The sequence below is a fragment of the Spirochaetota bacterium genome (assembly GCA_017999915.1).
Lineage (GTDB): Bacteria > Spirochaetota > UBA4802 > UBA4802 > UBA5550 > RBG-16-49-21.
The window spans coordinates 192255-217565 of record JAGNKX010000004.1 but is presented as its reverse complement, the minus strand read 5'-3'; the positions used below and the strand labels follow the sequence as shown (position 1 = coordinate 217565).

Sequence of the window (25311 nt, the reverse complement as noted above, 5' to 3'; positions counted from 1 at the left end):
CGATGACAGGTCCTCTCAGGCCCGTAGATCGTGGCCGGTCAGTTTTAAAAAAAGGTCCTCAAGGTTCTGATTGCGCACATTCATCGTCGACAGGTCGACTCCCAGCTCCATCAGCCGGTGAAGGCATTCGTTGGGAGATGTAGTCTCTATCTCTATCGTATCGTATCGGCGAAACCACTGGCAGGGAAAATTATCAAGGACCGCATTGTCGATCGAGGCATTGAGCGTAATGGAAACGCCGCCGCAGTGCTCCTTGAGGAGCCCCCGGGGCGTACCCATGGCTATGATCTTCCCGTTATCGATGATGCCGATGCGGTCGCACAGAATTTCCGCCTCTTCCATGTAATGGGTTGTCAGAACGATGGTTCGATTCTTTGACTTGATCCGGTGTACGATATCCCAGAGGTGGCGGCGCGCCTGGGGATCGAGACCGGTCGTCGGCTCGTCAAGAAAAAGCAGCTCCGGGTCGTTGGACAGGGCCATGGCCAGGAGAAGGCGCTGCTTCTGCCCGCCAGATATCTTGCGGTTGTCGCGCTTGAGGATATCTTCGAGACGGCAGGTCTCTATCAATTCAGCCACGTCGGCCTTGCGGTCGTAGAGGTTCCGGAAGGTGAGGAGAGTTTCCTTTACGGTAAGGAACTGGGGCAGCTCCGTATTCTGGAACTGGATCCCGACCTCGTTTTTAAAGGAATTGCCCCGGCGCTTTCCCTTGTAAAATATCTCCCCGCCGGTGGGCTTGAGTATCCCCTCGATGACCTCTATCGCGGTGGTCTTGCCCGCGCCATTCGGACCCAGAAGGCCGAAGCATGTGCCCGGCTCGATGGCAAAGCTAATGCCGTCCACGGCCTTCACTTCCGGGTAATACTTTTTGAGGTCACTAACTTCGAGGATCGGATTCATATGATAGTTACTTTACATCCCGCACGCATGAAATCTGTTGCCATAGACGCCATTAAGTTACATTAAAATAACACTGCCATGACGGCATCAATCCTCTTGAGGGTTTTTTCAAGGTCGGATGCGTCTTTTTTCGACATCTGGTTTCTAATCCTGTCCAGGGATTCAAGGATTTCGTATATGCCATCGAAGGCCGCGCCTATGCCGAGGTCATTGTCCATATTATTTTCAAAGACTCGCTGAATATCGCCAATAAGCTCTTTTACGCGGCGATCCCCGGGATTATTGGACCGGGGAGGCCTGCACAGCTTCAGGGCAAGGGTCCGGAACGATTCCATTTTAGCGCACGAATCCTTGAAACGGGCGGCTGTGAAATTTAGTTTTTTTCTATAATGGGTATAGAAGAGAAAAAACCTCAGATCGCGGTTTCTGCAACCGTGACGGTAAATATCCTCGGGGTATATGATATTACCCCTGCTCTTCGACATTGCCTTGCCGTCCACGATGAGGTGGGCGCCGTGAAGATAGTAGTTCGCGAAGGTGGTGCCTGTATAGGACTCGACAATGGCGATGTTGTAATCGTGATGGCGGAAAATATTATCAATGCCGCCGCAGTTGATGTCGATCGAGCCGCCAAGGTGCTGGATTATCACCGACGGGTCCTGGATATTCCATGACGGCCGTCCCTTTCCAACGGCCGTGTCCCAGCACTTGATATCGCCGTCGCGATATCCGTGCCAGAGGATAAAATCGCCCAGGTTCCAGCGGTTGCCGTTATAGGTGTCGCGCTTGAAGCGGATCTTTTTCTTCGGCCAGCGCTTCAGGTCAAGCCGATAGAGCTTCCCGAATCCCTTGAATTTCATGGGATCGAAGAAAATATCCGCGCCATGGCGGTAGGCATGGCCGGTTTCCATCAATTTCTTTATCAGCCTGCCGGCGCAATCCACGCAAAGGGAGGCCCTCTGCGCCTTTTTCGGCAAAAGCATATGGAGCGACCTCATTTCGGAAAGAAAGATCCTTTCAATGTCGCCGGTCAGGTCATCGATCTTCTTTTTTTTCTTTATGGCCTCCATGATCGTCTTATCCTCGATATCGGTAAGGGGTATCGCCCGGTCCACGCGATAGTCTTTGAACTGAAGATACCGCACGAGGATGTCTTCGAACATGAAGGTGCGGTAATTGCCGATATGTGGACGACGGTATATCGATGGACCACAGGTAAATATCTTAACATTACCTTTATTGCGCGGCTTGAATTCTTCCAGAGATCGTGACATCGTATTGTATAATTTCAGCATATCTGTCCTATCTGCGCAATTGCTTGTCAATGATCAAGCGCCGTATTATAATGTAGCAATCCTATAATCTCACGAAAAAATGTCAATTGAAAGTGGTTCTTCCATCAACAATAAGGACCCGTGACGACTGGTGCGCTTTAATCGCAGCTCGCTAAAATCCCATAGCAAGCTGCGGGGTATTTGATGGCGCCCCGGCGCATTTTATTATTGACTTACAATTAATCCATAGTGTAAATAATCAGGTTTTACCCGGCATAAAAAAAAAGAAAGCAGGTGATTCCATGACCCAACCACTGTCGTTTATAGCCGGATCAAGGGCACTCCGTATAATACGCGATGAAGGATTAACCCCGGACCGGGTCAGCGTAATGGCCGGAGCGGCAGGAGGGCCCAAGTGGCTGATACTGGGGGGTATTGACCGCAGCCTGGCGGTAATTTTCAAGCACAGGAAGAAGCCTCTATACCTGCTGGGCTCCTCCATCGGAACATGGCGTTTTGCCGCCCTGGCACAGAGCAATCCTGCAGCCGCAATCGATGCCTTTGAAACGGCCTACCTGAATCAGTCATATTCGTCGGCACCGACCGCAGAAGAGGTATCGGCCGTAAGCCAGGTTATCCTGGACGCATATTTCCCTGAAAAAAAGAAGCTTGAAGTATTGCAACATCCCTATTACCGCCTGAATATTCTTGCCGTCAGGGCACGGCATATCCTGGCAGTTGAATCCAGGGCGGCCATCGCAGCCGGAATGGCCCTGGCGACCCTTACCAATCTTCTATCACGAAGATCCATGGGCCTGCATTTTGAAAGGACCTTGTTCTGCGATGGCAGAGATGTACCCCCGTTTTATAATATGGGCGGCTTCCCCATCCTTCACGCATACCTTGCAGAAGATAATATAAAGCAAGCCGTCATGGCATCCGGTTCAATCCCATTGGTTATGAAAGGAGTGACGGATATCCCCGGCGTTCCAGTCGGGACATACCGTGACGGGGGCATGATAGATTATCACATTGATATTCCCTTTGATTCGGACCCGGATCATATAGTACTCTACCCCCATTATACGGATTCCATCATTCCCGGATGGCTTGACAAGCACCTGCCGTGGCGGCGGGCCCATAAAAAGAATATGGAAAATGTCCTTATAGTCTGCCCGTCAAAGGATTTTATAGGAGCCCTCCCCTATGGAAAGATACCTGACCGGAATGATTTCATGAAATTCAGGGGAAAGGACTCGGAACGCCTGGACTACTGGCGCAGGGCCGTTCAGGGCGCGAAAAATCTTGGTGAAGAATTTTATGAGGCGGTGGCTTCGAAAAAGATCAGCTCAATGGTTGTAGAATATCAAGCCAAGGAGTAAATATGAATAAGAAAGTCCATGTCATCGGTGGAGGACATGGACTTGATATTATGAAAGCATCTCTTTTATTTGCCGCCTTTCAAAGCGGGATACCCTGCTTTGATCGCTTCCGTGAGCAGCTTGTTGTATTTAGACGTTTTGGCAGGTTCGACGTAATTCGGGTGTTTGACCATCAATTTCATTTTTTCCATCGATTTTGCCGGAATGCTCTTGATGGTTGAATTGGCTATTCCAACAGGAACGCCTGGGCCAAGATCCGGATCGATCAAAAAGGAAACCCTGGTATTTTCCCTGTCGACCCATTCAAGAAGGAATTCACAGCTGAAGCGAGGCATCCTGACATAGCCTTTTTTCGCATCATAGGCCATATCATTGGTAGAGAAGGCATTGATGAGGCACCAGCCCTTCGGGTAATTGAGAGTAACGTTTGATTTTAGCACCATATCCCTGTCGGTAAGGATGGGGACATGCTGCTGGAACCAGAACACAAATACGTCAGCCTGGTCATTGACAACTTTAAGCATCTTCGTGTTTACGCAATCTGACATCCACGTAGGATAGTTGATGATGTCCCTGAGAACCATCCCGACGACCTCCATTCTGGCCGGAATGACGCATACGGCCTTCGCGGCAATGTATTCCTTGCCGGGAACCGGGCTGGTGTATACCTGGCAGCCGTTCTTCATTCCTTCAAGCTTCCATTGATATTTCACGCCGCTCTGCGTGCCGGTTGTAATAACCGCAATAAATAAAAATAATGACCCGATGATAAGAAATCTTTTTTTGAACATAAAAACCTCCAATCCCCGTTATGATAGTTTGATAATCCCGCTAAGACCGACCAATGATCCGATAACCAATTAATTCAATTTGATAATTGAATATAATTTGACCGTCCAGCCGGATTTTAATGATGAATTCATAACAAAACCCTTCATCCGACATGATTATCAGATCGTTGGGTTATTTACCAAAGTCCCGCATATCTGTCAAGAAATAAACTGACATGTCAGTTCTAATATTATCCGGGTTCAGTCGTGCATTGAGGTATGGAGCCATACCGCCTGCAGGGTTGACACTCGTCAGTTCGTCAAAATCACTGCGACGCTCAGTTCGGCTGCACATCTATCCATCAAACCACTAAAATATGACAAAACATGAAAAATGATGTATATTGGACATGTCCCCATTGATCATGACAAATGTTCTTCTACCCATTTAGCGGCGTGATTCGTTTTCATCGGATGTGGTATTTAAGTGTAGAGTATGTTTCGTTCAAAACGAGGCCGAGGAAGCTTATGAATGTATCACGGCGGCATTTTATTGGCAGGATACTGCCCTGCTTTTCGGTGATCTTCTTGTTGTTGATGAATTTTATCAGGAAGGTGAATCCTATGGCAGCCCACTCAGCTGAAAAACATCAGGACCCGAAAATACGGAACCATAAAATAACCGTAAAAAAGATCGTTGCCGTGGAGCCATGCACGTCATATAATCCTGACAAGACGTACCCCGCCCTTAAGAAGGCGCTGGATGCCATCAGGTACAAATGTACACGCGGCTGCAAGGTCCTTATCAAGCCGAATATCATAGGGCAGAATACCCCGGATCAGGCCACGACAACACATCCGGGAATCATAGACGCCGTGTGCAGATATTTCAAAGAACTTGGCTGCGCCATAACCATCGGCGATTCTTCTGCTTTTTACCAGGGCGGCTGCACATTGGCCGGTATGGAAAAATCCGGCATTGCCGCTGTCGCCGGGAAATACGGCGCATCCATAGTCCCCTTCGAAACTACGCGCCTCAGAAAAATAACATCGGGCAGGTACCTGAATCCCTTCTACGTGACCGAGGCCGTGTTCGACCATGACCTGGTGGTAAATGTCCCCAAGCTTAAGCTCCATCGCCTGGCACGGTACACGGGGGCGATAAAGAACGTGTACGGGTGCGTCGTGGGAGGGTCCAAGCAGCTGTACCACAAGCAGTTCCAGCACCGGGATGATTACCAGGACGCGTGGGGGAAGCCCATCGTCGATGTGTACGAGGCTGTGTCGCCGCGCCTCACGATCATGGACGCGGTCATCGGTCTCGACAAGAACGGTCCCGCCGCAAACGGGGAACCGCGCTTCACCGGGCTTGTTCTTGCCTCTGAAAGCGGTCCGGCCCTGGACATGGTGGCGTGCCGAATCATCGGGTACGATCCGATGTGGGTCCCGGCCGTGAGAGAGGCCATGGAGAGGGGCCTTGTTTCTGCCGCGGCGGTCAGAACGATCGGCGCCATACCGTCAATACCCTATGTGAAGCTGCCTGACATAGAGATCGCGAAGGGTGTTGCCGGCAAAATCGATGATTATTTTTTTGATCAGTTTATCGTGCATCCGCATATCAACAGGAAAAAATGCACCCGTTGCGATGCCTGCGTCGAAAAATGCGCGGTCAAGGCCATCAGCTATGACAGGGAACGACTTCCCGTCATCGATTCCGGTTTGTGTATCAATTGCTACTGCTGCGAATCCTATTGCGGCAAAGGGGCCATTACCCTCAGGGGAAGCGCGGCCAATCTGCTCATGCGAGGCATGCGACTGCTCATGAAGCTTTAGCGAAGGAACCGCACTTCCCTACATCATGGAAAAATAATAGTTCTCGATCATCTCGAAGTTTTTTCGTATGGCGCTTGCCCCGGTGATGATGTTCATATGGCCCGGCAGGAGATATTCGATATCAAGCTTCGATATGCGCTTGATGCTTTCTATGAGTTTTTCGCCGTCGCCTCCGGGAAAATCGACCCGCCCCACGCTCTGTTCGAAGACAACGTCTCCGCAGACGAGGGTCTTTTTCTCCTTCCAGTAGATGCAGACCGATCCGGGGGAATGACCGGGCGTGTGATAGATCTCAAGGTCGGTGCCATTGACGGTCCACAGGCCGTCTTTTAAAACAATATCGAACTCCAGCTTCGGGAAGGCCATGCCAAACATCTGGAAGAATTGCGGCCCCAATTTATTGTAGAAGGTGATCTCCTCTTCATGCATGGCGATGGGTATCTTCTTTTTGGCAAACTCCAGGGAACCCTCGAAATGATCGGGATGGCAGTGGGTGTTGGCGCAGAATTTGATGTTCTTCGGATCAAGGCCGTCCTTTTTCATTTCCTCGAAGCGCATGTCCAGGTAGTTCTTGAGGCCCGGATCGAAAAGGATATTGAGGGGTTCGCCGAAATAGAACATGTTGGCGTTGTTGACGAAATATCCCTTCCACACATATGAGTACACACCTTCACAGACTTTCATGCAATCACTCCTTTCGTTTTTTGGGTATCGGTTTCCCGAGTTTGCCCAGCACCTTCTTGATATCGTCCCACACGTCCCTGCGCAGGGGACTGGCTTCACCGCCGTTCCTGAGTAGATAGCTGGGATGGTACGTCGGCATCACGGGGATGCCATGGAAAGAGCCCCAGTTCCCCCTCAGTTTGGTGATGCCGGTCGACGTGTCGAGAAGAAATTTTGCCGAGGGACTGCCCAGGGCCACGATCGCGCGGGGCTGAATGATCTCCACCTGGCGCCGAAAAAGTGGGAACAGGCGGTCAATTCATCATTGTCGGGGGGCCTGTCTCGTTCGAATTTCATGTCCACCGTGGGCCTGCACTTGACCAGGTTGGCGATGAAGACTGAAGAGCGGGGAACGCCCATGCCCAGCTCGATGATCCTTGTCAGTAGCTCACCGGCGCGGCCGACAAAGGGACGGCCGGTAAGGTCCTCCTGCTTCCCGGGGCCCTCGCCGATGAACATGACCTCAGCGTCAGGATTGCCTTCACCGAACACGGTCATGGTCCTGGTTCCGGCAAGCCTGCAGCGTGAGCAACCCGCGACCTCGGCCTTGAGGGCCTGAAGCATCTGTTCCTTCGTCTCCATGGGGCAATCATCCTGTATATTTTGTATTTGTCAAATATTCCCTACATCTATATAATGAAAAAATCATCAATCTGGAGAATAGCCATGGAATACTTTGATTCTTTCAAAACAAAAGAAGGTATCAGCCCGCTCAAGGGTTTCGTTTTTAAAGAGGCTCACCTGAACAACGTTATGATCACCTGGGTGGAAATGCAGCCTGGCTCGGTCCTACCCGAGCATAGCCACCACCATGAGCAGATCAGCCTTGTTCTGGAAGGAGCGTTGGAGCTGACCGTCGCTGGCAATACGAGGGTAATGAAAAGGGGGGATGTGGCTGTTGTCCCCTCCGGCACAGTCCACAGCGGACGGGTCCTTGATGAGTTCACTATCGCCGTTGATTCGTGGAACCCCATTCGGGAGGATTATATTCCTAAGAAATGAACGAATTTGAAGATGACGATTTCCCGGATCCCGAGGATTTCAAGGAAAAACCGAAGTGTCCGCCGGGACCCCTCGCCCGGTTCCCTTCGCTGCGCAACGCCATACCGGCGCTGATACTATTCCTGATATTTTATCTGGCCACCGCGGTTTATAACAGATCTGCTGCCGGGGACTACCTGTGGCTGAGCGGAGACTCCATTTTCAAGCACCATGAGTATTGGAGGCTTTTTACATCTCTCTGCACCCACGGGGACCTGTACCATCTATTCAGTAACGCCCTGATTTTTCTCGTATTCGGATGGATGCTGAAGGCCTATTTCGGCCTGATCGTTTTTCCCGCTGTTTCACTGGTAATTGGGTTACTGACCAACCTGCTGACAATAGCGGTCTATGATCCGTCCATAAAACTGCTTGGGGCTTCTGGCATGGCCTACGGCATGGTGGCTCTGTGGCTCGTTTTTTACATCCACCATGATGTCGATCATACTGTGCCGATGCGACTCTTCAGGGCCATTGGTTTCTCTCTTGTCATGATGTTTCCGACCACCTTCGATCCCCATGTGAGCTACCTCGCCCACGCCATCGGCTTCGTCATCGGCCTTGTCCTGGGAGTGCTCATCCTGCCATTTATTCGCATCGGTGAACCGGTATAAAAAAGTTCTTGTAAAAAACCGGAGATATTTCGATTTAATGACATGCGTTGCGAGACCCTATCAGCACCGATCATCTCAAATGATATGAAACGCGGAGTGGCCCATGTACGGTGAAATGCACCTATCGCGCCGTGAATTGCGTTCCTGCATGGACCTGGGCAAGGCTTTGACCTCGGAACTGGACCAGAACAGGCTATTCGGCACCATACTGAAAAAGCTCTCTGACCTGATCCCGGCCGACATTTGGTCCCTAATGCTCGTGGAGCGCGAAAAGAACGAGCTGGTCTTCAAATTGAGCATCGATCTCGACATGAAAGAGGTCAAGGATATCAGGATAGCCATGGGACAGGGCATCGCCGGGCAGGTGGCCCTGACAAAGACGCCCATGGTCGTGGATGATGTGCGCACATGCAAGTATTTTAACGACCAGATAGATCGCATATCGGGCAAGGTCACAAAGTCGGTAATGTGCGTGCCCCTGGTGTTCGGGAACCAGGCAGTGGGTGTCATTGAGGCCATAAATCCGTATAAGACCAGCAAGAAAGCCCTGTCTCTCCTGATGTTCGTGGCCGATTATGCTGCCATAGCTGTTGAAAATACCCGTCATTATCAGCATATTCAGACCCTCGCGAACAAGGATAATCTTACCGGTCTGTACAACACCCGCTATTTATACAGCCGGTTGTCTGAATTATTTGAAACAAGCAAGAATACGAACAAACCCTTCGGGCTCATCTTCATGGACCTGGACAACTTCAAGAAAATCGTGGACGCCCATGGCCACCTCAACGGGAGTCAGGCGATCCAGGAAGTGGCCCATACCATCATCGAGGCTTTGTCAGAACCAGCCTTCGGCGTCAGTTACGGGGGCGATGAATTTGTCATTGTCCTTCCAGGTTTTGACAGGAAAGCGACCATAGACAAGGCGGAGGAAATCCGCTCCCTTATGGTAAAGACCGTGTATCTGTCGAACAGGGGAATTAACGCAAGGTTGAGCGCCAGCTTCGGCGTCGCTGCCTATCCGGAAGACGCGACAAATTTAACCCGACTTCTTTCGGTGGCCGACAAGGCTATGTTCAATATCAAGGACAAGGGGAAGAACGCGGTGGGCGCTTTATTTTAAAAAAAGCCGGGATAACGGCTCTCGCGTATTATTCGTTTTTGTATTTTACGATATTCTTCTCATCAACGAGCAGCACCGCGGCGGCTATTACCGTAGTCCACAGGCCGTTTTTATTTCCTTCCGCGGACTGTGATATGTTGCGCGTCTTGAAAATGTGTCCGCTGGCGCGGTAGACCTGTTTTCGCTCGTCCCAGGCCTGGTCTGAATCAAAGGGAATACCCAGGGTTGATGCCAGCATGGTTGCCGCCAGATCTTCTGCGAAATCCCCGGAAACCTTGGATATCTCGCCAAAGGAATGATGTTCCGACAGATAGCCGTAGTTTTCCTGGTCCCGTGGCATCGCAATGCCTATGGCCGCTGATACCAGCCTGTTGGGCTCATTGGTCTCATTTCGAGCCATGACACAGAATGTTATCTGTCCGGGGTGGAGCAGTTTGACCCCCTCTTTCTGGGGTATAATTCTACATTTGGGCGGTAAAATGCTGGATACGTAAACGAGGTTGCACTTTTCTATGCCGGCATTTCTCAATGCAAGCTCAAATGATGAAAGTTTATTTTTGTGAACGCCAACGCCTTTTGTGAGAAACAACTTACTGGGGACCATACCGCCTCTTAATTCCGTAAAATATAATGAATACTATTTTATGTCACTTTGGATGACAAGTTGTTTTAAAAACAAGACACATTTTTGCATATCTGAAAATAAAACAAGAAAAAAAAATTTCAAAATTCAATTTTTGACGGCCTCTCAAAGGATTTGATCCTTATGGATTTCGCGGCTTATCTGACGGGGATCCTGAGAAATGCGGTGGTTTTGTGGTTCTCAGAGGTAATGACAAAATCGCGGTCGTTGCCCCCCATGCTCCGGAGCATCATGGATATGAGGATCAGGCCGAGGCCGGCCCCTTCATCGATCTCGGTGCTCACCTCTTCATCGTTTTCAGCGAAATACTCGGTAATATCGGAATACCGGCTGGCGCTTTGAAGTTTGTTCTGCACTGTTGTCTTTTCCCGATCGGTCATTTCGACCGGGTTTGATACCGTGATGTTCAGGCAATTCTCAACAGATTGAATTACCACCTCCGCCCGCATGTCATAATCGCGGGCCAGGCGCTCAAGGCTGCCGGCGTTTTCCCTGCTCAGCTCAAGCTTGAAAAGCTTTAAGGCCATTTCGTAATCAATCACGCTTTCCGAGCGATTTTTCGATGCGTAGCCTTCAAAATAGATATTTTTGAAGTTCGCCTTGACCGCATTGATGACAAGCTCTTTCAAGCAGGTGTACACCGGTGGAACCAATTCAGGCTTTTCGAAATTATCGAATATAAGGCCAAGCACCTCTTTCATTCGGCTTTCAACGTAATCGCTCACCGAATAGGCCAGTATTTTTATCTTTTTATTCTGTTTAACGGCTTCCTCAAGGGTCATATCTTTACAATATCCCTGAACATCCCAAAACAATTGTTTCTAATGACACAGTATATTAATTATATTTATTATCAAGCTAATAATCATTGAGATTTGTAAAAACTGATGCCTGAAAAATCGATTAAGTAAGCAATTTAATTTAAGACAATTAGAGCTATTTGTTTATTAAAATATAAAAAAATGATGTGTATTCATTTTTTTATTTGATATGCCTCGCATCATTGCAGTATATTAAACACCAGGCTGATAAAGATAAGTCCATTGATCATCATGATCAGCCTGCATTTAACAGGTGAGTGTGGATAGCCCATGTTAAGCACATATGAAATCAAGGCACTGGATGAGATACGTCAGTGGGAAAAGGGTAAGCCGGGCTTGGGCCATAAAACCATCGATTCGGTGGGAAAGCCCGTCACCCTGTTCATCGATAATGTACCCAGGCCGTTACGCCTGGCAGTGGAGAAGGCGGTGATCGGTTTTATGGAGATGCTGAAGGACGTATCATACTGGACCTATACGGAAAAAAGCATTATAAAAAAAGCTAGAAGAGCGGGACTCGATGTTCATTCCATTTCAGATCTGGCGGGACAGGACATGCGGGATCTTGACAGGATTGCCCGGGGATTTTTTAGCTCCGGAAAAATCATTGCCGCCCTTGAAGGCGCCGGCTGCGGCTTGGGAGGCCTGGCCCTTGTCGCGGCGGACATCCCGGCGATCATGGGAATTCTGTTCAGGACTATACAACAGATAGGATCGGCGTACGGCTTCGACATGAAGGACCCGTCCATGGCCCCTGTGGTCATGGGCATTTACAGCGCCGGCTGCTGCGGCTCCGCAGCAGCAAAAACCGCCGCCCTGGCTGATCTCCATTTCGCGGCTGCTGCCATGACCGGGAAAGCGGCCTATGCCAAGGCGGCTGCCCGTTCAAAGACATCGTTATTGCTGAAATTTCTCGAACACTCGACCGGTAACATTCCGGCCCATATCGCGAAGAGCATTTCGAAACGAAAGATCACCCAATTAATTCCCGTAATCGGCGCCGTCGTTGGCGCCGGTTTTAACTACTGGCTGATGAGCAGCACCATGACTTCGGCCTATATGATTTTCAGAAAGCTTCATCTTGATAACAAAGTAGCCGCCGAAGCTTCGGTTTCTTCTATATTTGCGTCCAGTGCCCGGGTTAAACGCCTGTCTTCCAATTTTCTTTATCGGTAAATCATGCCATGGTATATCTAATCGGTGTAGATCACCTGGTGCAATATGATGGACCGGTGCCGGAGCCGATCAGGATTGAATTCCGGTCCTATATTATCGATGTATGCCGCGATCTTGCCGTAGATGTCATAGCCGAGGAGTTCAGCGAAGAGGCGTTGCATGATGTTTATAACGCGACGGCTGGGACAGCCGTTGAGGCTTCCCTGATGCTGGGGATTCGGCACAGATATTGCGATCCCGGCGAAAAGGAGCTTGAAGCCCTCGGCATTCCCTACTTCGGCGAGCTCCTTGAAAGGGCGAAAGCAGAATATGCCGCGCCACCGTCCTATATACTGGACAGGGTGCTCAGAGAAAAGGTGCGCAGCCTTGCTGTGGAAATGGCCAAAACGTATTGGCGAAAGCGGGAAGAATTCTGGTATGAACGATTGAGGGAAGTTCTTGACATGAATATAGTGTTCATTTGCGGCCATGAACACGTGGGACGATTCATGTCGGTCCTTGCCGCTCATGGCAGTGAATCTAAAATGGTGGAGCCGTTCTGGAAGAAGGAGATATTCACTGATTATGGCACAATCGGTCTGACTTGAGTCAGAAAAAATAGGCTTGTTGTAAAACTGCATATAATCATTTATTAATTAATTATAATAATAAAACAGGAATGCCATGGAATATACAAATGAACAAAATAACAAGATAGCTCAGGTAATTGAAAAGCTTTCCAGCGGTAATGCAGATGTTAAAAATTCTCCTTCAACGCGCGTAATGGCCATTAATCTATTGAATGCCATGGCTTGGGATGTCGCCAAAGTGTTTGAGTCACTGCGATAAAATAGCCGATGTATATATTAGTTGATATTTTTTAACAATTATAAAATCATTCACTATGTATAAAATATAATATACATTATTGATGTTAATGTCATAAAATAGAATTATAATTTATGATATTTTTAATGATCTTAGCTAACTTTAAACTGTCAAATTTATAATGAATTTAGATAATTATTATGAAACCAAAAACTACCTCAAATAATAAACTCTTCCTGGAAATACTGCCTGATTTTGTTACAGATGGACAAATCAGAGAGGCCCTCTCCGGTTCTAAGTCAAAGCTACTTATTGAAAACGGCGTCAAAACTGCCTGCATAGTTTCTTCGGAACCGGTGGACGCAAAAATCTATCTCTCCATGGTGAATGCCCTCACAAGGAGCGGAATTCAGGTGATGAGCCTCTATTTCGATACACCCGATGCACAGCATGTCAATGTCTTAAAGGCTGCGGTTAAAGATTTGAAAAAAGCCCTCGCCGGGGGTGGGTGTCTGATTATCTCTTACAGGACCAGGTTTGCCCTGCCCCTTATAGCATGCATCCACATAGCCAACGGCAGGAGCGTCAATGATGCCATTGAGACGGTGCGGAAAATAAAAAAGGACGCGGAAGAGCTCAATACTTACAAGGGGCTTATTGAAGCTTTCAAGGAAACCTATTCACAGCCTGATGATGATGCCGGCAAAATCAAGGATGCGGTAAGGATTGACCGTTCCGTTGTAATCTCCAGGGATGCCGGACCGGATCATTTGAGGAAGGTACCGGCCGCCGGACCTGCTGTTCCTATACCGGTACCTGCCAAGGCTGAGCAGAAACCTGCGCCTGCAGCCAAACCCGACACATCGAGGCAGAAAAAAGAAACCACTGCCGCAGCTGCCGGCGCAAAAGCCGGCGAGACCGGGGAAGTATCCAATGATAAGAAAGAATCGAAGAAAGAGCCCGGGAAAGTAAAAACAGCTCTCGCGGCGCCGGTGGAGATAACCGAGGTCGGTGCCGGACCTTTTTACAGGTCCATACGTTTTAAGCTCATATCGATAATATCGTTAATCATCTTCGCGTCTTTGACCGGCATGATTTTCCTTGCCAGTTATTTTTTCAGGAATGACAACAAGATACGCGTACAGGAAAGCAACCTGCAGATTTCCGAGGTTATCGCCCTCAAGATAAAATCGGAAATCGAGAAGTACCAGATCATGTCGTCCGTAATGCTCAAGGAGCAAAAAGGAACGACCGCAGGCGAGGAGAGCATTCTCGAGGCGGGGCGGAAAGAAGTGCTTTTTACCGGCATCGCCCGGCAGGACGAAAAGTCCGGTGCTCAGAAATTCGATAAAACCTTTTATAACACGCCATTGATGAACAAATTTCTGATCAATGAAAACGATATCAATACAATCAATGATAAAAAGCTGCAGGCACTCTCCTTCTCGGGGGAACATCTTATTATTAACGTATCGCCGTACCTGGACAATACCGTGTTCTCACTCAGCTTTCCCCATGAACGCGACGTCAACGGAGCTGTAAAATCGATAATTATCAGCTATATCCGCCTTGAAAATCTGATGAAAACGTTCGCCACGGCAGGCATCACTAAGGTTTTCATGGTAAATTTCAAGGGCGATGTCATTGCCCATCCAGACGCAAATGTCATCAAGAGCGGGACCAACTACGCGACGCTCCCCATCTGCAGCATGATGATGAAAAGCAAGATCGATAACGGCCAGACCCGCTACAAGGACTCAAAAGGTATCTACTACCTGGGCTCCTTCAAAAAGATCGACATGGGCGGCTTCGGCATAATCGCCACGGCCGATGAGAAAAAGGCCTTTGAGGCCGTCTATGACATCCAGCGCCGGAATATGATCATTATGGGAATCGTCCTCACCGGAGCCATTCTGATAATATTCTTCTTCGGGAAGACCATAACGACGCCCATTATCCGGCTTGTCGGAGCCACCAGGAAAATCATAGAGGGACAGTACCATGTGGACATTGCGCCTACAACGAAGGATGAGATCGGCCAGCTGACCAGCACCTTCATCCAGATGGGGAAAGGACTTGAGGAAAAGGAACGCATCAAGAGCGCCTTCGGCAAGTTCGTAAACAAGGAGATAGCCGAGGCCGCCCTCCGCGATGACCTGCGTCTCGGCGGCGAACGCAAAACGGTGGCCATACTCTTTTCTGACATACGTCAATTCACGGCAATTTCGGAGAAACTTGAGCCGGAAGAGGTCGTTGAATTTCTAAACATCTACATGACAAAAATGGTTTCGTGCATTGAAAAATCCGACGGTATCGTAGATAAATTCATCGGGGACGCCATCATGGCAGTATGGGGAACTCCCATTTCCAAGGGCAACGACACGGAGAACGCCGTCAACAGCGCACTCATGATGAGAAAGGAGCTCATTGAATTCAACAAGGGCCGAGGCGGAACCAAGAAGCCGATCATCATCATCGGATGCGGGATCAATACCGGAACGGTCCTCGCCGGTCAGATCGGATCCGAGAACAGGATGGAATATACAGTCATCGGCGACGCGGTAAACCTGGCGTCGAGGATCGAGCAGCTTAACAAGCCCTTCGGTACCGATATACTCATAAGTGAAGATTCCTATAAACTCGTAAAAGATATTTTTGCCGTCGAAAAAATGAAGCAGATAAAGGTCAAAGGGAAAATGGAGCCTCAGCAGATTTACGCCATTCTGGGACGAAAGGACGATCCGGCGCGGCCCAAGACCCTCCGTGACATGCAGTCCCTCATCGGCATCGATCAAAAGGACCTGTTGTCTGATGATGCCGTCACTCAAATGATAGAACGCGGTGAAGAGAAGTATGAGATTATCGAAAAGTGATGTCGTTATCTTCGTCATAGGGATGGCCATCCTCTCGGTCCTCGGCTATCTCCTATATGCGGATATAATGTACCGTTCCGGCATGGGCAGCACCAAGCTTATCGGCCAGATAACATCAAAGCGCAATACGGCAGAACGAAAATATTCATCCCAGGTGGTATGGGATGAAATAACCAAGGGATCGAGCCTGTACAATTACGATACCGTTCGCACTGCCGATCACTCCGAAGCCACGATCAAGCTCGTTGACGGCACGGTCATCAATCTCAGCGAGAACAGCATGATTCTCCTGGCCATTTCGGAAAAGGAAGTGGATATCAAGTTCATCCAGGGCACCATAAGCGCCAAGCAGAGCGGAAAGAAAGCCGACGGCAAGCAAAAGGTCAATATTCAATCAGGCGAATCGACGGTATCGCTGTCAAACGGCGACGTGAGCCTGTCCCAGGATCGTGACAACCAGCTCCAGATGACGGTCAATCGAGGCAAGGCGACGCTCAGGAGCGGAAAGGAAGAAAAAGTTATCAACGAAAACCAGAACATACTGGCCGGCAAGGATACCATCCGTCTCTACGATCTCAATATAAAGCTCATAAGCCCCGAACATAACCGGTATATCCCCTCCGATGGCGGGAAAACAACTGTCCCCTGCTCCTGGGAGCGTATCAAGGGAGATTACAGCACCTATCTCGAAATCGCGGCGAATCCCGCCCTTGCGGACCCATTCATAAAGGTAAAGTCCAATGGCGCCGCTGCCGCCGCCAGGCTCGATATAGGCGTTTACTACTGGCGCGTGACAGCCATTAACAACGCCACAAAAAAGATTGAAACCAGTGAAATAAGAAAATTCACCGTTGTCAATGACAGGCCCGTCACGCTGATTTCCCCGCCAAACAGGTCGATCATAAAATTCCGGGATGCGAAACCGATGATAAATTTCATATGGTCGCGCAACGAATCGGTCCAACGGTACAAGCTGATGATTTCATCAAAGCCTGAAATGACGCCCGCCGCGGTCAATACGACGGTCGAGGGTAACAAGATATCATTGAACAACCTCGGGGAGAGCACCTACTTCTGGAAGGTCGTCAACATATCTGAAACGGATCAGACGAGCGGCAATGCCTCGTCGCCTGTCTATACCTTCACGGTGGCAAAAACAAAATCGATAGAGCCACCGGAACCGGTTTACCCGCCCTCTGGAAGATCGGTCCACCCGAAATCGATTGTCCAGAAAGGGCTTAACTTCACGTGGGTGAAGGACCCGGCGATCGTCGACACGAATATCGTGATCGCCGAAGACAGTGATTTGTCCAGGGTTATATTTAAAAGAAGCAGCAAGAATACATCATATCGTCTAACCGAAAAAATGAACCAGGGCACCTATTACTGGGCGCTCAGGGGAGTGATGAGAGACGGTACCACGACCGATCTATCCAGACGCTCAAGGTTCAAGGTCGGGGATACGGGCTCCATTAAGCTGATTGAACCGGTTGACAGGGCCATCATCGCCAATCCGAAAGATGAAAGGACCTCGGACGTGAATTTCTCCTGGTCTAAAACCGATCTGGATGGAAAATTTTCGGTGCAACTCTCAAAAAGCAGGGACTTCTCAGCTGTCGTAAAGGAAATGTCGACATCAGACTTGTCCACGGTCATTCCGAAAATAGATGAAGGCCAATATTTCTGGCGTGTAAAACTTGTCGATGAAAAGAACGAGGCAATTCTCACAAGCCCTGTCAATTCCTTCGAGGTGGTGAGCCTGCTCGATACGCCCGTCGTCGTAGGTCCCGGTGCCGGAAGCACGGTCAACATGCTGACTAAAGACACCCTTGATTTTTCATGGAGACCGGTAAAGGGGGCAAATCTCTATCGTGTAGGTCTTTACCAGTTCAGGGGCGGCATTCATTACTCAATAGCCACGTTTGAAACAAGGAATAACGCGTTCAAGTTCGCCGCATTGAACAAGCTTGACGAAGGAAAGTTCATGTGGACCATACAGGCCCTTGAAATGGACGCGGCTGCCAACCGGATGAAGCGCAAGAGTGAAGAAGCGAGGGCAGTTTTTGAAATAACGTTGGGAATAAAAAAAGACTTGAAACTTGATTCAAATAAAATAATAAATACGGAATAATGACGTATGAAACTGAAAGCGATCAAGTTCAATTTCTTGCTTTTCATGATAACCTCGGTTGCTGTTGCAGCAGCAGCGCTATCCCCTGCCCTTGCCAAAGAAAAAAAGGAAAAAACCATACGGATAAAATGGGAAAGCGTCCAGGGCATCATTCGATACATGGTGCAAATTAAGGACGCCGATGATGCAGTTGTCCTGGACAAGACCGTTCCCACCAGTTATGTTGATTTCATGCTCCCCCCGGGGAAATACCAGATCAGGATCGGCGCAGTTAATAAATTTGAAAAGGTCAGCTTCTGGACCGATTGGGACGGCATTGAAATCCGAAAAACTGAAAGAACGAAGTTCTTTTCGAATACATATCCGGGCAAGGCCGGGATAAAAATTAATGGCGGCGTGTGTTACAATATGCTCCTCCCCTCCTGGAATTCAATGTACAAGAACAGTACCTTTACATTGCAGTATCTGGGGTATATGGGGACCCTGGGTTTCCATTTCGGCGATTCGAAGGCCGTTAAGTCTAAAAACTTCGCCCGCTTCATGGGCATTGAGCTTGACGGGAAGTACTGTATTTACGCGGGGAACAACTCGGTTCAGTTCAAATCGAAGCTGATGACGATAACCGGCGGTATAAATCTTTTTATGAAAACCAGACTGAAAGCCCCGATCAGTTTTTATTTTCGTCTGGGCGGCGGCGTGTCATATTCAGTCCAGAAATATACCCGCAGCAACGCAATAGGGATTCCCCTTATAAACGGGAAGGTTGAATCTCTGGATCCTTACGCGAAGGCGGGAGTATCCATAGAATTGAATTTCCTATACGCCATGAGTCTCAATATCGGAACGGACTATTATCTTGTCTTCTATAACAATAAGATATTTCAAACACTTCACTATTACGCCATGATCGGATTCAGGATTTAATTCATAATTTTCATATGCAGAAACCTGCGCAGATCAGTCCGACTCATGGTAAAATATAGTCTCCTCCCGTCCTGGATCGGCCGGGTTCCCGAATATGGCTGAGCTGATCAGGTCCGTGAGATACATTTTCTTCCTGATTTCCTCGACATTGAACGTCGGCAGTTGAATCTTTTGCGACATGAGATACTCCATTGTATATTTCTCGAGATAATCATCGAACAACGCCGCTTTTTCCAGCATATCCTTGTAATTGAGCATCTTCATTGAAAGCCGAGCGCTCAAGTCACTATTATTTGGGGTTTCGCTTAATAGCTCCAGCAAGTGTGAGAGGCAGTCATGGACAATAGCGGGCTTTGTTCCTCCAGTGATCCTCCCCAACCCTTCGAGCAGGGAAATGATGAGGCTGTCACGTTCCGCGTTAGCACGATAGCGGGAATGGCGCAGAAGCACACGAAATGAAATGATGTCTTCTTCGGAGAAAAATGACAGTTGATCGCCTGTATTCATGGCCCGGATCGTTTTATCCAGGTTGAGCTTGCCGATAAAACGATCGAGCAGCGGTTCCGTTAACATAACGGGGACATCGACATCGGTATCGCCGAGCGTCACCATGACGGTATCGTGTTTATTCAATATCTTCACGGTAAGACTCAGCGTTTCATCAGGCGCAAGCCCTTCAACAGGAATAAAGGGCTCAATGGACGTTTCCAATTCAAGATCCGGTGAAAATAAAAGGTCAGTCAGGCCATCAACATCGGGGTCTCCTGTCGTCAGGAGATGACACAGTTCTTTGATCGATTCTATTCCCAGGGTTGATTCTGCGAAGGCAAGGATGTCATTGGATGCGGTGAGGCCGTTATTTAAATAACAATCAATGACGCTGAAAATTGAATTCATATGATCTTCGATCATCGCGTGGGTTCATTAACCTTCGGCAAACAGTCAATTGCTTTGCCTGAGAAAGTGGCATCATTAAATTCCCGGTCGACGCAAACTCCCGGATGCGGAGGAGATCACGCCCAGGAAATATGTGTTGCCTCCGGTGTGGAACGGTCTATGAGGCAGCCGATAGTGAACAGGCGGTTCAGCTCACGGATAACCGTATCCCTCTCAAATTCGGAATGCTCGATAACATAATCGATCAAACCATTCCGCCCGGATCCGTTGGCGCTGTTTGCAGAGTAGGTCTCCACCATTTTACCATTGATAAGCTTGTAGCTGAAATCGAGGGACATGATGCCGTTGACCATGTCGAGATCGCTTGCTGAAATTTCCTCGCCCCGCTCGTGCTTTTTCAGGATGCCGACGATAAGGCGGTTGATACCGCCGTTGAATTCGTTGACGATGCGATCAACCTCCTGGTGGGGAAGATATATCGATTCGCACACGGACTGGTTCGCGTCGTACTTGTCCCAGTCGCTGGTGAGTATCCTCATGCCGTATTCTTCGGCCTTTTCGCGCACCTCCGTGCCGGGGAATGGCGCCAGGATGTGGAACCCGTAACTGTTGCAGGTGCTCTTGGCGAAATCCATGGTCTGCTTCACCGTCTCGGGGGTCTCGCCGGGAAGTCCCATGATGTACGAGGCCATGGGAACGATTCCCGCATCCTTGCACAGGGCAAGGGCCTTCTCGATCTTTTCAAGGGTCGTTTTTTTCTTCACGCGGTCCAGTATTTCCTGGACACCGCTCTCGATGCCGAAGCAGAGCATGTTGCATCCGGCTGCCTTCATGATATCGAGTAGCTCCCGGCTGACAGTGTCGACCCTGGCAAAGGCGGTCCATTCATGCTTGATCCCCCGCCTTATGATCTCCTCGCAGATCTCGATGCAGCGTTTTTTATGGGATGTGAACAGGTCGTCCACGATGTTGATCTGGCGGAAGCCCATGGCGGCGAGCATCTGGAACTCATCGACGACCCTCTGTGTGTCGTAATATCGCACCCGGCGGCCCACCATTTTCGAGCCGACGCAGAAGATGCATTCAAAGGGACATCCGCGGGACGTCACCATGTTGATAGGAAGGCCCAGCGCCTTGTACTTGCTGAGCTGGATGAGGTGACGCGCGGGGTACGGAAGAATGTTGATATCAGGAATAAAATCCCGCGTCTCGTTGTGCACAATTGAGCTGTTATCGCGGTAGGAAAGTCCCTTGATGCCCTTATAGGCATTGGTATCGCCGAGGTTTCGCATGAGCTCAGTGGTGGTGAGTTCCCCCTCTCCCCGTACAATGACATCCACGTGGCCATTATCGGCCAGGAGGCTATCCGCGTCGAATGTGGCATGGGGACCGCCCATCACGATGATTGAATCCGGCGATTCTTCGCTGTAATCCCTGAGAATCTGCAGGGCGGTATTTATATTCATGGTCACGCCGGTGGCGCCTATGACATCGGGTTTATACTGCTTTACTATTTCACGGGCACGGTCCCGTGAATAGGGATTGACGATATAATCCTCGATTATTACATCGCTACCATTTTCAAGAAGGTATGCTCCCAGGGACATGAGTCCGAAGGGCGGCGCCGGAGATTCTTCCAGCGGATAGGGAGGATTGAGCAGCAATACCCTTTTTTTCATTTATCAGGCTCCTAAAACGTTCATCTTTTGTGATTTACTAAATAGTTGTCATAAGCAAAATTATGTCAAGAAAATACTTGTTGCATTAAAATCGCCGGCCAATAATGTAGCATGATATACAGTATAAGATGAAAACTATTTAAACATCTCAATTTATGGAAAAACCTTCATTAAAATGGAATGCTGCACTTTATCAGGGAAGCTCCTCTCTTCAATATGATCTTGGCATTAAAGCCATAGAAATGTTGAATCCCGGGTCTCAGGAAACTATAATGGACCTGGGGTGCGGTAACGGCCTTCTAACCATTGAGCTTGCATCGAGAGTACCTCGGGGACACGTGACCGGCATCGAGGCATCCTTGGAAATGATAGAAATTGCGAAGGATAACGTCGCTCAACGCGGGATTTCCAATATAACTCTTGTCAACAGAGACGCACTCAAGATCGATTTCAATGAAGAATTCGACGCATTGTTTTCGAATTCGGCCATTCACTGGATCCACGACCTCAAAGAAATGTACCGATTGATATTCAGGTCTTTGAAACCGGGAGGGCGAATCATGGTCCAGACAAGCCTTAAGGAGCCCAATACCTTGTATGAAACAATCTTCGCAATACTGCAGGTGGAGCGGTACCGGTCCTATTATAAGAACATGACATGGCCATGGAAATTTCTTACCCGGGAAGAGAACAGAGAGCTTCTCAGCGGCACAGGTTTTATCTGCATCGAGGTTGAGCGGTATGAACACAATTATGTGTTTAAGAATATCAATGAATTGTCCGGATACCTAGAATCTGCCCCCATGGTGCCTTTTATATCACGTTTGCCGGAAGAGGAACATCAGGGTTTCAAGGAATTGTTCGTCGCAACATACCTTGATAAGAACAACGCGAAGGCTGATGCAATTTCGGCCCGGGCGTTTATTTCCGCGCGGAAGCCGTAGTTTTTCCGGTTCCTTGTCCGAGCAGGATTTCGGCCGGCACAACCCTCTCATGTCCGTAATCAAATCGTGGGGACATTGAACGCGCTTTTCCTTTACAGACACGGCTGCATTGTCCGCAACCCAGGCACCTGTCGAAGGCCACGGAAGGCTTGGTCCCCGTGGATGAATTGACGCCGAACATGCAGACCCTGATGCAATGTCCGCATTTTTTTTCTCCGAGACATTTATCCGCTTTAAGAGCGACGATTTCAGGGCCCGCATATATGAACTTGCCAGTCAATATAAATGTCCTGGTAAGCACGCATATCTTGCTATCGCAATTGCACAGGACAAAAGCCCATTTCCCCGTTTGCATACAGAAATCGATGCTATGGACAAGGCCAGCATCGCGGCACTGTCGCACGATATTCTTAGCTTCAGCCGCTGTAATGACGCGGTACCCCAGGTTAAGGTGGCGGTATATCTCGGCGCCATAGAGGATCACGATATCCTTGCAGGAAGGTTCATTCCACCTGTTTAATGACCGCTGGCAGACGCAGGGACCGACGGCTATTCGCGCGCCGGCCGGGCCCTCGACGGTTTCAATATAATCCATGAAGCGTTCGGCGGCTTTGGTGGTAATGACCACCCCATGGGGAAGATAATGGCTTGCCGTGGCTATGAAACGGAGCAGAGCCATGCCGGGAACGCTTTCCGTGATACGCTTTTTTGTAATAAGGTAATCGGTTATTCTCAAAATGACAGGTTCGATCACGGCGTAAAGCTTATGCATGAAAAACTGAATGGGTCCTACTCTATCCAGGCTCTTTTCCAGAAGACGGACGTGGGCAATAAATATGGTCAGAAGCATGATATATATGTAAAACGGTTCAGCAGCCGTAATTATCATGATTGGCCCTCAAGTTGTTTCATGGCCCGCTTTACCATCGTGGCATAGTTGGTCACAAAACCGTCGGCGCCGTTGCCATGCAAACGCCCGACCTGCTCTTCTTTGATGACGTCAAGCACATAGACGCGGATGCCCCTCGACCTGGCTTCTTTGATAAGCCCGGGATTGGCAAGGTAGGATGCGCCAATTCTCTCGGGGATGATCAGCACATCGTGGGTGAAATTTCTTTTAAAGTAAAGTAATCCGCTCCGGTGAAGGGCGTAAAAACCGATGGCATTGATAAAAGGGAAGCAGGTGGCCATATCGGGAAATACTCCGCGGATTTTTCTGATGGTTCCGCCGGCCAACGATGAGACAAGGACACGCTCTTGAGCCCTGTTGTCGGTAATGATGTCGCAGAATTTATGAATGAGTTCCGGGTCCCTTCCTGAAAGATGCAGGTTGAATCGATGGCTTTTAATTTTTTTCAGGGCCTCATCCATTTCCGGGAACAATCCGTCCATATCGTCGTCCGGCTTATCGCCGGCTGACGCGCGGCACAACGCCTTTAATTCATCGAGCGTAAAGCTCCTGATACCCTTCCCCGAGATTTCCTTATTTGTAAAAACGATATTTGAAAAAAGGACAATTTTCTTATCTCTGGTAATGTCAGCAGCCGCCTGGATCACGTCGGAACCGAGAGAAATGGCGTTTTTCATGTTGCGTATTGTAATATGGAACAAACCGGGTCCGCCTCCTCCGGTAGTCACTATCAAAGGTTCTGGATCAAAAAATTTCTTCATGTGAGTAATCCCGTTATTGAAATTCAATTATTGAAATACTCCTTAATGAAATGCTGTTTATATGTAAACTAAAATTTTAATATTACAAGAACGATAAATGTCATATCCAAATATTTGATATTTAGCATCTGATAATCAAGACAACATATCATAAGATGCATTATGGAAAAATACTGTTGACAAAAATTGATTTCACCTGCTTTTTAATTAAAGTATATAAATTAGGAAGGTTATATTCAAAACAGAATGATATCCGATAATTCTGGTTCAGACAATATCCCCGTAAAAAAGACAAAATTTTTCAATCGTCTTAAAAAATCTTTCTCCAAGAACAACGACGATGTCCTGGAATCATGTGACTATGAGAATCTGGATATTATAAGAAAAGACATGATCCGCGGGGTAATCAAACTCCCCGTACTGAACGCCCGTGATATCATGATCCCCCGCGTAGATGTTTTCGCAATCGATTCTGAAACGGACCTGAAGCCGCTGGTGAAAACGATGTGTAAGGCCGGCCATTCACGCGTGCCCGTGTACAAGGAGACGATCGACAACATCGTCGGCATACTCTACGTGAAGGATCTCCTGAAACTCCTTATCGAAACATCAAAAAAGAAATTCCAGCTCAAGAAAATACTGCACGAGCCATATTTTGTTCCCGAGACGATGACCCTCGATGAACTGCTGGTGGAATTCAAGCTTCGCAAGCTCCATATTGCCGTCGTCGTCGATGAATATGGCGGCTTCAGCGGCATCGTAACCCTCGAAGATATACTGGAAGAAATCGTCGGCGAGATCAACGATGAATATGACACGGTGGACCTCCCCGAAATCGAAAAGAAGGGAAAGAACACCTACGAGGTCGATTCCCGCATGCCCGTAGCTGAATTCAACGAGCAGCTGGGATTAAACATATCGCAGGACGGCTTCGACACCGTGGGCGGATACGTTTTTGATCTTTTTGGAAAAATTCCAGAAAAAGGCGAATCCATCAAGGACGGTGACATCCAGTTCACCATAAAAGACATCACCGGGACGATCATAAACCGCATCACCGTGACCATCTCAAAATCCAAATAGGC

At 48.7% G+C, this 25311-nt stretch carries 23 protein-coding genes and 1 pseudogene; 13 read left to right on the top strand and 11 right to left on the bottom strand.

Annotated features, from left to right (window positions below; genetic code table 11):
- Positions 1-15 precede the first annotated feature (15 nt).
- Entirely contained in the window at positions 16-900 is an 885-nt protein-coding gene (locus tag KA369_08045) for an ABC transporter ATP-binding protein (protein MBP7735908.1), read from the bottom strand.
- A 62-nt stretch (positions 901-962) separates the two neighbouring features.
- Positions 963-2174 (bottom strand): class I tRNA ligase family protein, encoded by a 1212-nt coding sequence (locus KA369_08040; GenBank protein MBP7735907.1) that lies wholly within the window; start codon positions 2172-2174, stop codon positions 963-965.
- A gap of 302 nt (positions 2175-2476) precedes the next feature.
- Between KA369_08040 and KA369_08035 the strand changes: the two genes are divergently transcribed.
- Positions 2477-3556 carry a patatin-like phospholipase family protein gene (locus KA369_08035; GenBank protein MBP7735906.1) on the top strand — a complete coding sequence of 360 codons (1080 nt, stop codon included), beginning with the start codon at positions 2477-2479 and terminating at the stop codon, positions 3554-3556.
- A 65-nt stretch (positions 3557-3621) separates the two neighbouring features.
- Here the strand turns inward: KA369_08035 and KA369_08030 are convergent, their stop codons facing one another.
- A complete protein-coding gene (locus KA369_08030; GenBank protein MBP7735905.1) occupies positions 3622-4347 on the bottom strand; it encodes a hypothetical protein in 726 nt (241 codons plus the stop codon).
- 603 nt (positions 4348-4950) lie between these two features.
- Between KA369_08030 and KA369_08025 the strand changes: the two genes are divergently transcribed.
- Entirely contained in the window at positions 4951-6159 is a 1209-nt protein-coding gene (locus KA369_08025; protein ID MBP7735904.1) for a DUF362 domain-containing protein, read from the top strand.
- 18 nt (positions 6160-6177) lie between these two features.
- Here KA369_08025 and KA369_08020 read toward each other — a convergent pair whose 3' ends face one another.
- Both KA369_08020 and KA369_08015 read right to left on the bottom strand, forming a co-directional pair.
- A complete protein-coding gene (locus tag KA369_08020) occupies positions 6178-6843 on the bottom strand; it encodes an MBL fold metallo-hydrolase (GenBank protein ID MBP7735903.1) in 666 nt (221 codons plus the stop codon).
- A gap of 4 nt (positions 6844-6847) precedes the next feature.
- Positions 6848-7464: pseudogene (locus KA369_08015) on the bottom strand (uracil-DNA glycosylase).
- A gap of 84 nt (positions 7465-7548) precedes the next feature.
- Here KA369_08015 and KA369_08010 point away from each other — a divergent pair.
- The 3 genes from KA369_08010 to KA369_08000 all read left to right on the top strand — a co-directional run bounded on the left by KA369_08010 (position 7549) and on the right by KA369_08000 (position 9660).
- Positions 7549-7884, top strand: a complete 336-nt coding sequence (locus KA369_08010) for a cupin domain-containing protein (GenBank protein ID MBP7735902.1) — start codon at positions 7549-7551, stop codon at positions 7882-7884.
- Positions 7881-8537, top strand: a complete 657-nt coding sequence (locus KA369_08005; GenBank protein ID MBP7735901.1) for a rhomboid family intramembrane serine protease — start codon at positions 7881-7883, stop codon at positions 8535-8537. The genes KA369_08010 and KA369_08005 overlap by 4 nt, the downstream gene beginning before the upstream one ends.
- A 103-nt stretch (positions 8538-8640) precedes the next feature.
- Entirely contained in the window at positions 8641-9660 is a 1020-nt protein-coding gene (locus KA369_08000; GenBank protein MBP7735900.1) for a sensor domain-containing diguanylate cyclase, read from the top strand.
- Positions 9661-9688: 28 nt separating this feature from the next.
- On the opposite strand, the gene KA369_07995 is transcribed toward KA369_08000, so the two are convergent.
- Positions 9689-10264, bottom strand: a complete 576-nt coding sequence (locus KA369_07995; protein ID MBP7735899.1) for an arginine decarboxylase, pyruvoyl-dependent — start codon at positions 10262-10264, stop codon at positions 9689-9691.
- Between the two features lie 176 nt (positions 10265-10440).
- Positions 10441-11085: a hypothetical protein gene (locus KA369_07990; protein ID MBP7735898.1), complete on the bottom strand. Its 645-nt coding sequence runs from the start codon at positions 11083-11085 to the stop codon at positions 10441-10443.
- A gap of 309 nt (positions 11086-11394) precedes the next feature.
- Between KA369_07990 and KA369_07985 the strand changes: the two genes are divergently transcribed.
- The 6 genes from KA369_07985 to KA369_07960 all read left to right on the top strand — a co-directional run bounded on the left by KA369_07985 (position 11395) and on the right by KA369_07960 (position 19035).
- Entirely contained in the window at positions 11395-12300 is a 906-nt protein-coding gene (locus KA369_07985; GenBank protein ID MBP7735897.1) for an EcsC family protein, read from the top strand.
- A gap of 8 nt (positions 12301-12308) precedes the next feature.
- A complete protein-coding gene (locus KA369_07980; protein MBP7735896.1) occupies positions 12309-12887 on the top strand; it encodes a hypothetical protein in 579 nt (192 codons plus the stop codon).
- Between the two features lie 76 nt (positions 12888-12963).
- Positions 12964-13128: a hypothetical protein gene (locus tag KA369_07975; GenBank protein MBP7735895.1), complete on the top strand. Its 165-nt coding sequence runs from the start codon at positions 12964-12966 to the stop codon at positions 13126-13128.
- 179 nt (positions 13129-13307) lie between these two features.
- Positions 13308-15980 (top strand): HAMP domain-containing protein, encoded by a 2673-nt coding sequence (locus KA369_07970; GenBank protein MBP7735894.1) that lies wholly within the window; start codon positions 13308-13310, stop codon positions 15978-15980.
- Positions 15961-18111 (top strand): FecR domain-containing protein, encoded by a 2151-nt coding sequence (locus KA369_07965; protein MBP7735893.1) that lies wholly within the window; start codon positions 15961-15963, stop codon positions 18109-18111. Before KA369_07970 ends, KA369_07965 begins: the two co-directional genes overlap by 20 nt.
- A gap of 6 nt (positions 18112-18117) precedes the next feature.
- Positions 18118-19035, top strand: coding sequence for a hypothetical protein (locus tag KA369_07960; GenBank protein MBP7735892.1), 918 nt, complete (start codon positions 18118-18120; stop codon positions 19033-19035).
- Positions 19036-19068: 33 nt separating this feature from the next.
- On the opposite strand, the gene KA369_07955 is transcribed toward KA369_07960, so the two are convergent.
- The gene (locus tag KA369_07955; GenBank protein ID MBP7735891.1) at positions 19069-19947 is read right to left on the bottom strand and encodes a hypothetical protein; all 879 of its coding nucleotides are present in this window, start codon (positions 19945-19947) and stop codon (positions 19069-19071) included.
- A 101-nt stretch (positions 19948-20048) separates the two neighbouring features.
- Complete coding sequence (locus tag KA369_07950; GenBank protein MBP7735890.1) at positions 20049-21611, bottom strand: radical SAM protein; 1563 nt, start codon at positions 21609-21611, stop codon at positions 20049-20051.
- 155 nt (positions 21612-21766) lie between these two features.
- Between KA369_07950 and KA369_07945 the strand changes: the two genes are divergently transcribed.
- Complete coding sequence (locus KA369_07945; GenBank protein ID MBP7735889.1) at positions 21767-22555, top strand: methyltransferase domain-containing protein; 789 nt, start codon at positions 21767-21769, stop codon at positions 22553-22555.
- On the opposite strand, the gene KA369_07940 is transcribed toward KA369_07945, so the two are convergent.
- Both KA369_07940 and KA369_07935 read right to left on the bottom strand, forming a co-directional pair.
- On the bottom strand, positions 22533-23444 hold the full coding sequence (locus KA369_07940) for a hypothetical protein (protein ID MBP7735888.1): 912 nt from the start codon (positions 23442-23444) through the stop codon (positions 22533-22535). The two genes, KA369_07945 and KA369_07940, sit on opposite strands and share 23 nt — an antisense overlap.
- A complete protein-coding gene (locus KA369_07935; protein ID MBP7735887.1) occupies positions 23441-24166 on the bottom strand; it encodes a hypothetical protein in 726 nt (241 codons plus the stop codon). The genes KA369_07940 and KA369_07935 overlap by 4 nt, the downstream gene beginning before the upstream one ends.
- Positions 24167-24616: 450 nt before the next feature.
- Here KA369_07935 and KA369_07930 point away from each other — a divergent pair, with 450 nt between their 5' ends.
- The gene (locus KA369_07930) at positions 24617-25309 is read left to right on the top strand and encodes an HlyC/CorC family transporter (protein ID MBP7735886.1); all 693 of its coding nucleotides are present in this window, start codon (positions 24617-24619) and stop codon (positions 25307-25309) included.
- Positions 25310-25311 lie beyond the last annotated feature (2 nt).

What these genes read in the sequence shown, in the direction of transcription:
- KA369_08045 (MBP7735908.1), bottom strand. Translation starts at nt 900, where the DNA reads ATGAATCCGATCCTCGAAGTTAGTGACCTCAAAAAGTATTACCCGGAA.
- KA369_08040 (MBP7735907.1), bottom strand. Translation starts at nt 2,174, where the DNA reads ATGTCACGATCTCTGGAAGAATTCAAGCCGCGCAATAAAGGTAATGTT.
- KA369_08035 (MBP7735906.1), top strand. Translation starts at nt 2,477, where the DNA reads ATGACCCAACCACTGTCGTTTATAGCCGGATCAAGGGCACTCCGTATA.
- KA369_08030 (MBP7735905.1), bottom strand. Translation starts at nt 4,347, where the DNA reads ATGTTCAAAAAAAGATTTCTTATCATCGGGTCATTATTTTTATTTATT.
- KA369_08025 (MBP7735904.1), top strand. Translation starts at nt 4,951, where the DNA reads ATGGCAGCCCACTCAGCTGAAAAACATCAGGACCCGAAAATACGGAAC.
- KA369_08020 (MBP7735903.1), bottom strand. Translation starts at nt 6,843, where the DNA reads ATGAAAGTCTGTGAAGGTGTGTACTCATATGTGTGGAAGGGATATTTC.
- KA369_08010 (MBP7735902.1), top strand. Translation starts at nt 7,549, where the DNA reads ATGGAATACTTTGATTCTTTCAAAACAAAAGAAGGTATCAGCCCGCTC.
- KA369_08005 (MBP7735901.1), top strand. Translation starts at nt 7,881, where the DNA reads ATGAACGAATTTGAAGATGACGATTTCCCGGATCCCGAGGATTTCAAG.
- KA369_08000 (MBP7735900.1), top strand. Translation starts at nt 8,641, where the DNA reads ATGTACGGTGAAATGCACCTATCGCGCCGTGAATTGCGTTCCTGCATG.
- KA369_07995 (MBP7735899.1), bottom strand. Translation starts at nt 10,264, where the DNA reads ATGGTCCCCAGTAAGTTGTTTCTCACAAAAGGCGTTGGCGTTCACAAA.
- KA369_07990 (MBP7735898.1), bottom strand. Translation starts at nt 11,085, where the DNA reads ATGACCCTTGAGGAAGCCGTTAAACAGAATAAAAAGATAAAAATACTG.
- KA369_07985 (MBP7735897.1), top strand. Translation starts at nt 11,395, where the DNA reads ATGTTAAGCACATATGAAATCAAGGCACTGGATGAGATACGTCAGTGG.
- KA369_07980 (MBP7735896.1), top strand. Translation starts at nt 12,309, where the DNA reads ATGGTATATCTAATCGGTGTAGATCACCTGGTGCAATATGATGGACCG.
- KA369_07975 (MBP7735895.1), top strand. Translation starts at nt 12,964, where the DNA reads ATGGAATATACAAATGAACAAAATAACAAGATAGCTCAGGTAATTGAA.
- KA369_07970 (MBP7735894.1), top strand. Translation starts at nt 13,308, where the DNA reads ATGAAACCAAAAACTACCTCAAATAATAAACTCTTCCTGGAAATACTG.
- KA369_07965 (MBP7735893.1), top strand. Translation starts at nt 15,961, where the DNA reads ATGAGATTATCGAAAAGTGATGTCGTTATCTTCGTCATAGGGATGGCC.
- KA369_07960 (MBP7735892.1), top strand. Translation starts at nt 18,118, where the DNA reads ATGAAACTGAAAGCGATCAAGTTCAATTTCTTGCTTTTCATGATAACC.
- KA369_07955 (MBP7735891.1), bottom strand. Translation starts at nt 19,947, where the DNA reads ATGATCGAAGATCATATGAATTCAATTTTCAGCGTCATTGATTGTTAT.
- KA369_07950 (MBP7735890.1), bottom strand. Translation starts at nt 21,611, where the DNA reads ATGAAAAAAAGGGTATTGCTGCTCAATCCTCCCTATCCGCTGGAAGAA.
- KA369_07945 (MBP7735889.1), top strand. Translation starts at nt 21,767, where the DNA reads ATGGAAAAACCTTCATTAAAATGGAATGCTGCACTTTATCAGGGAAGC.
- KA369_07940 (MBP7735888.1), bottom strand. Translation starts at nt 23,444, where the DNA reads ATGATAATTACGGCTGCTGAACCGTTTTACATATATATCATGCTTCTG.
- KA369_07930 (MBP7735886.1), top strand. Translation starts at nt 24,617, where the DNA reads ATGATCCGCGGGGTAATCAAACTCCCCGTACTGAACGCCCGTGATATC.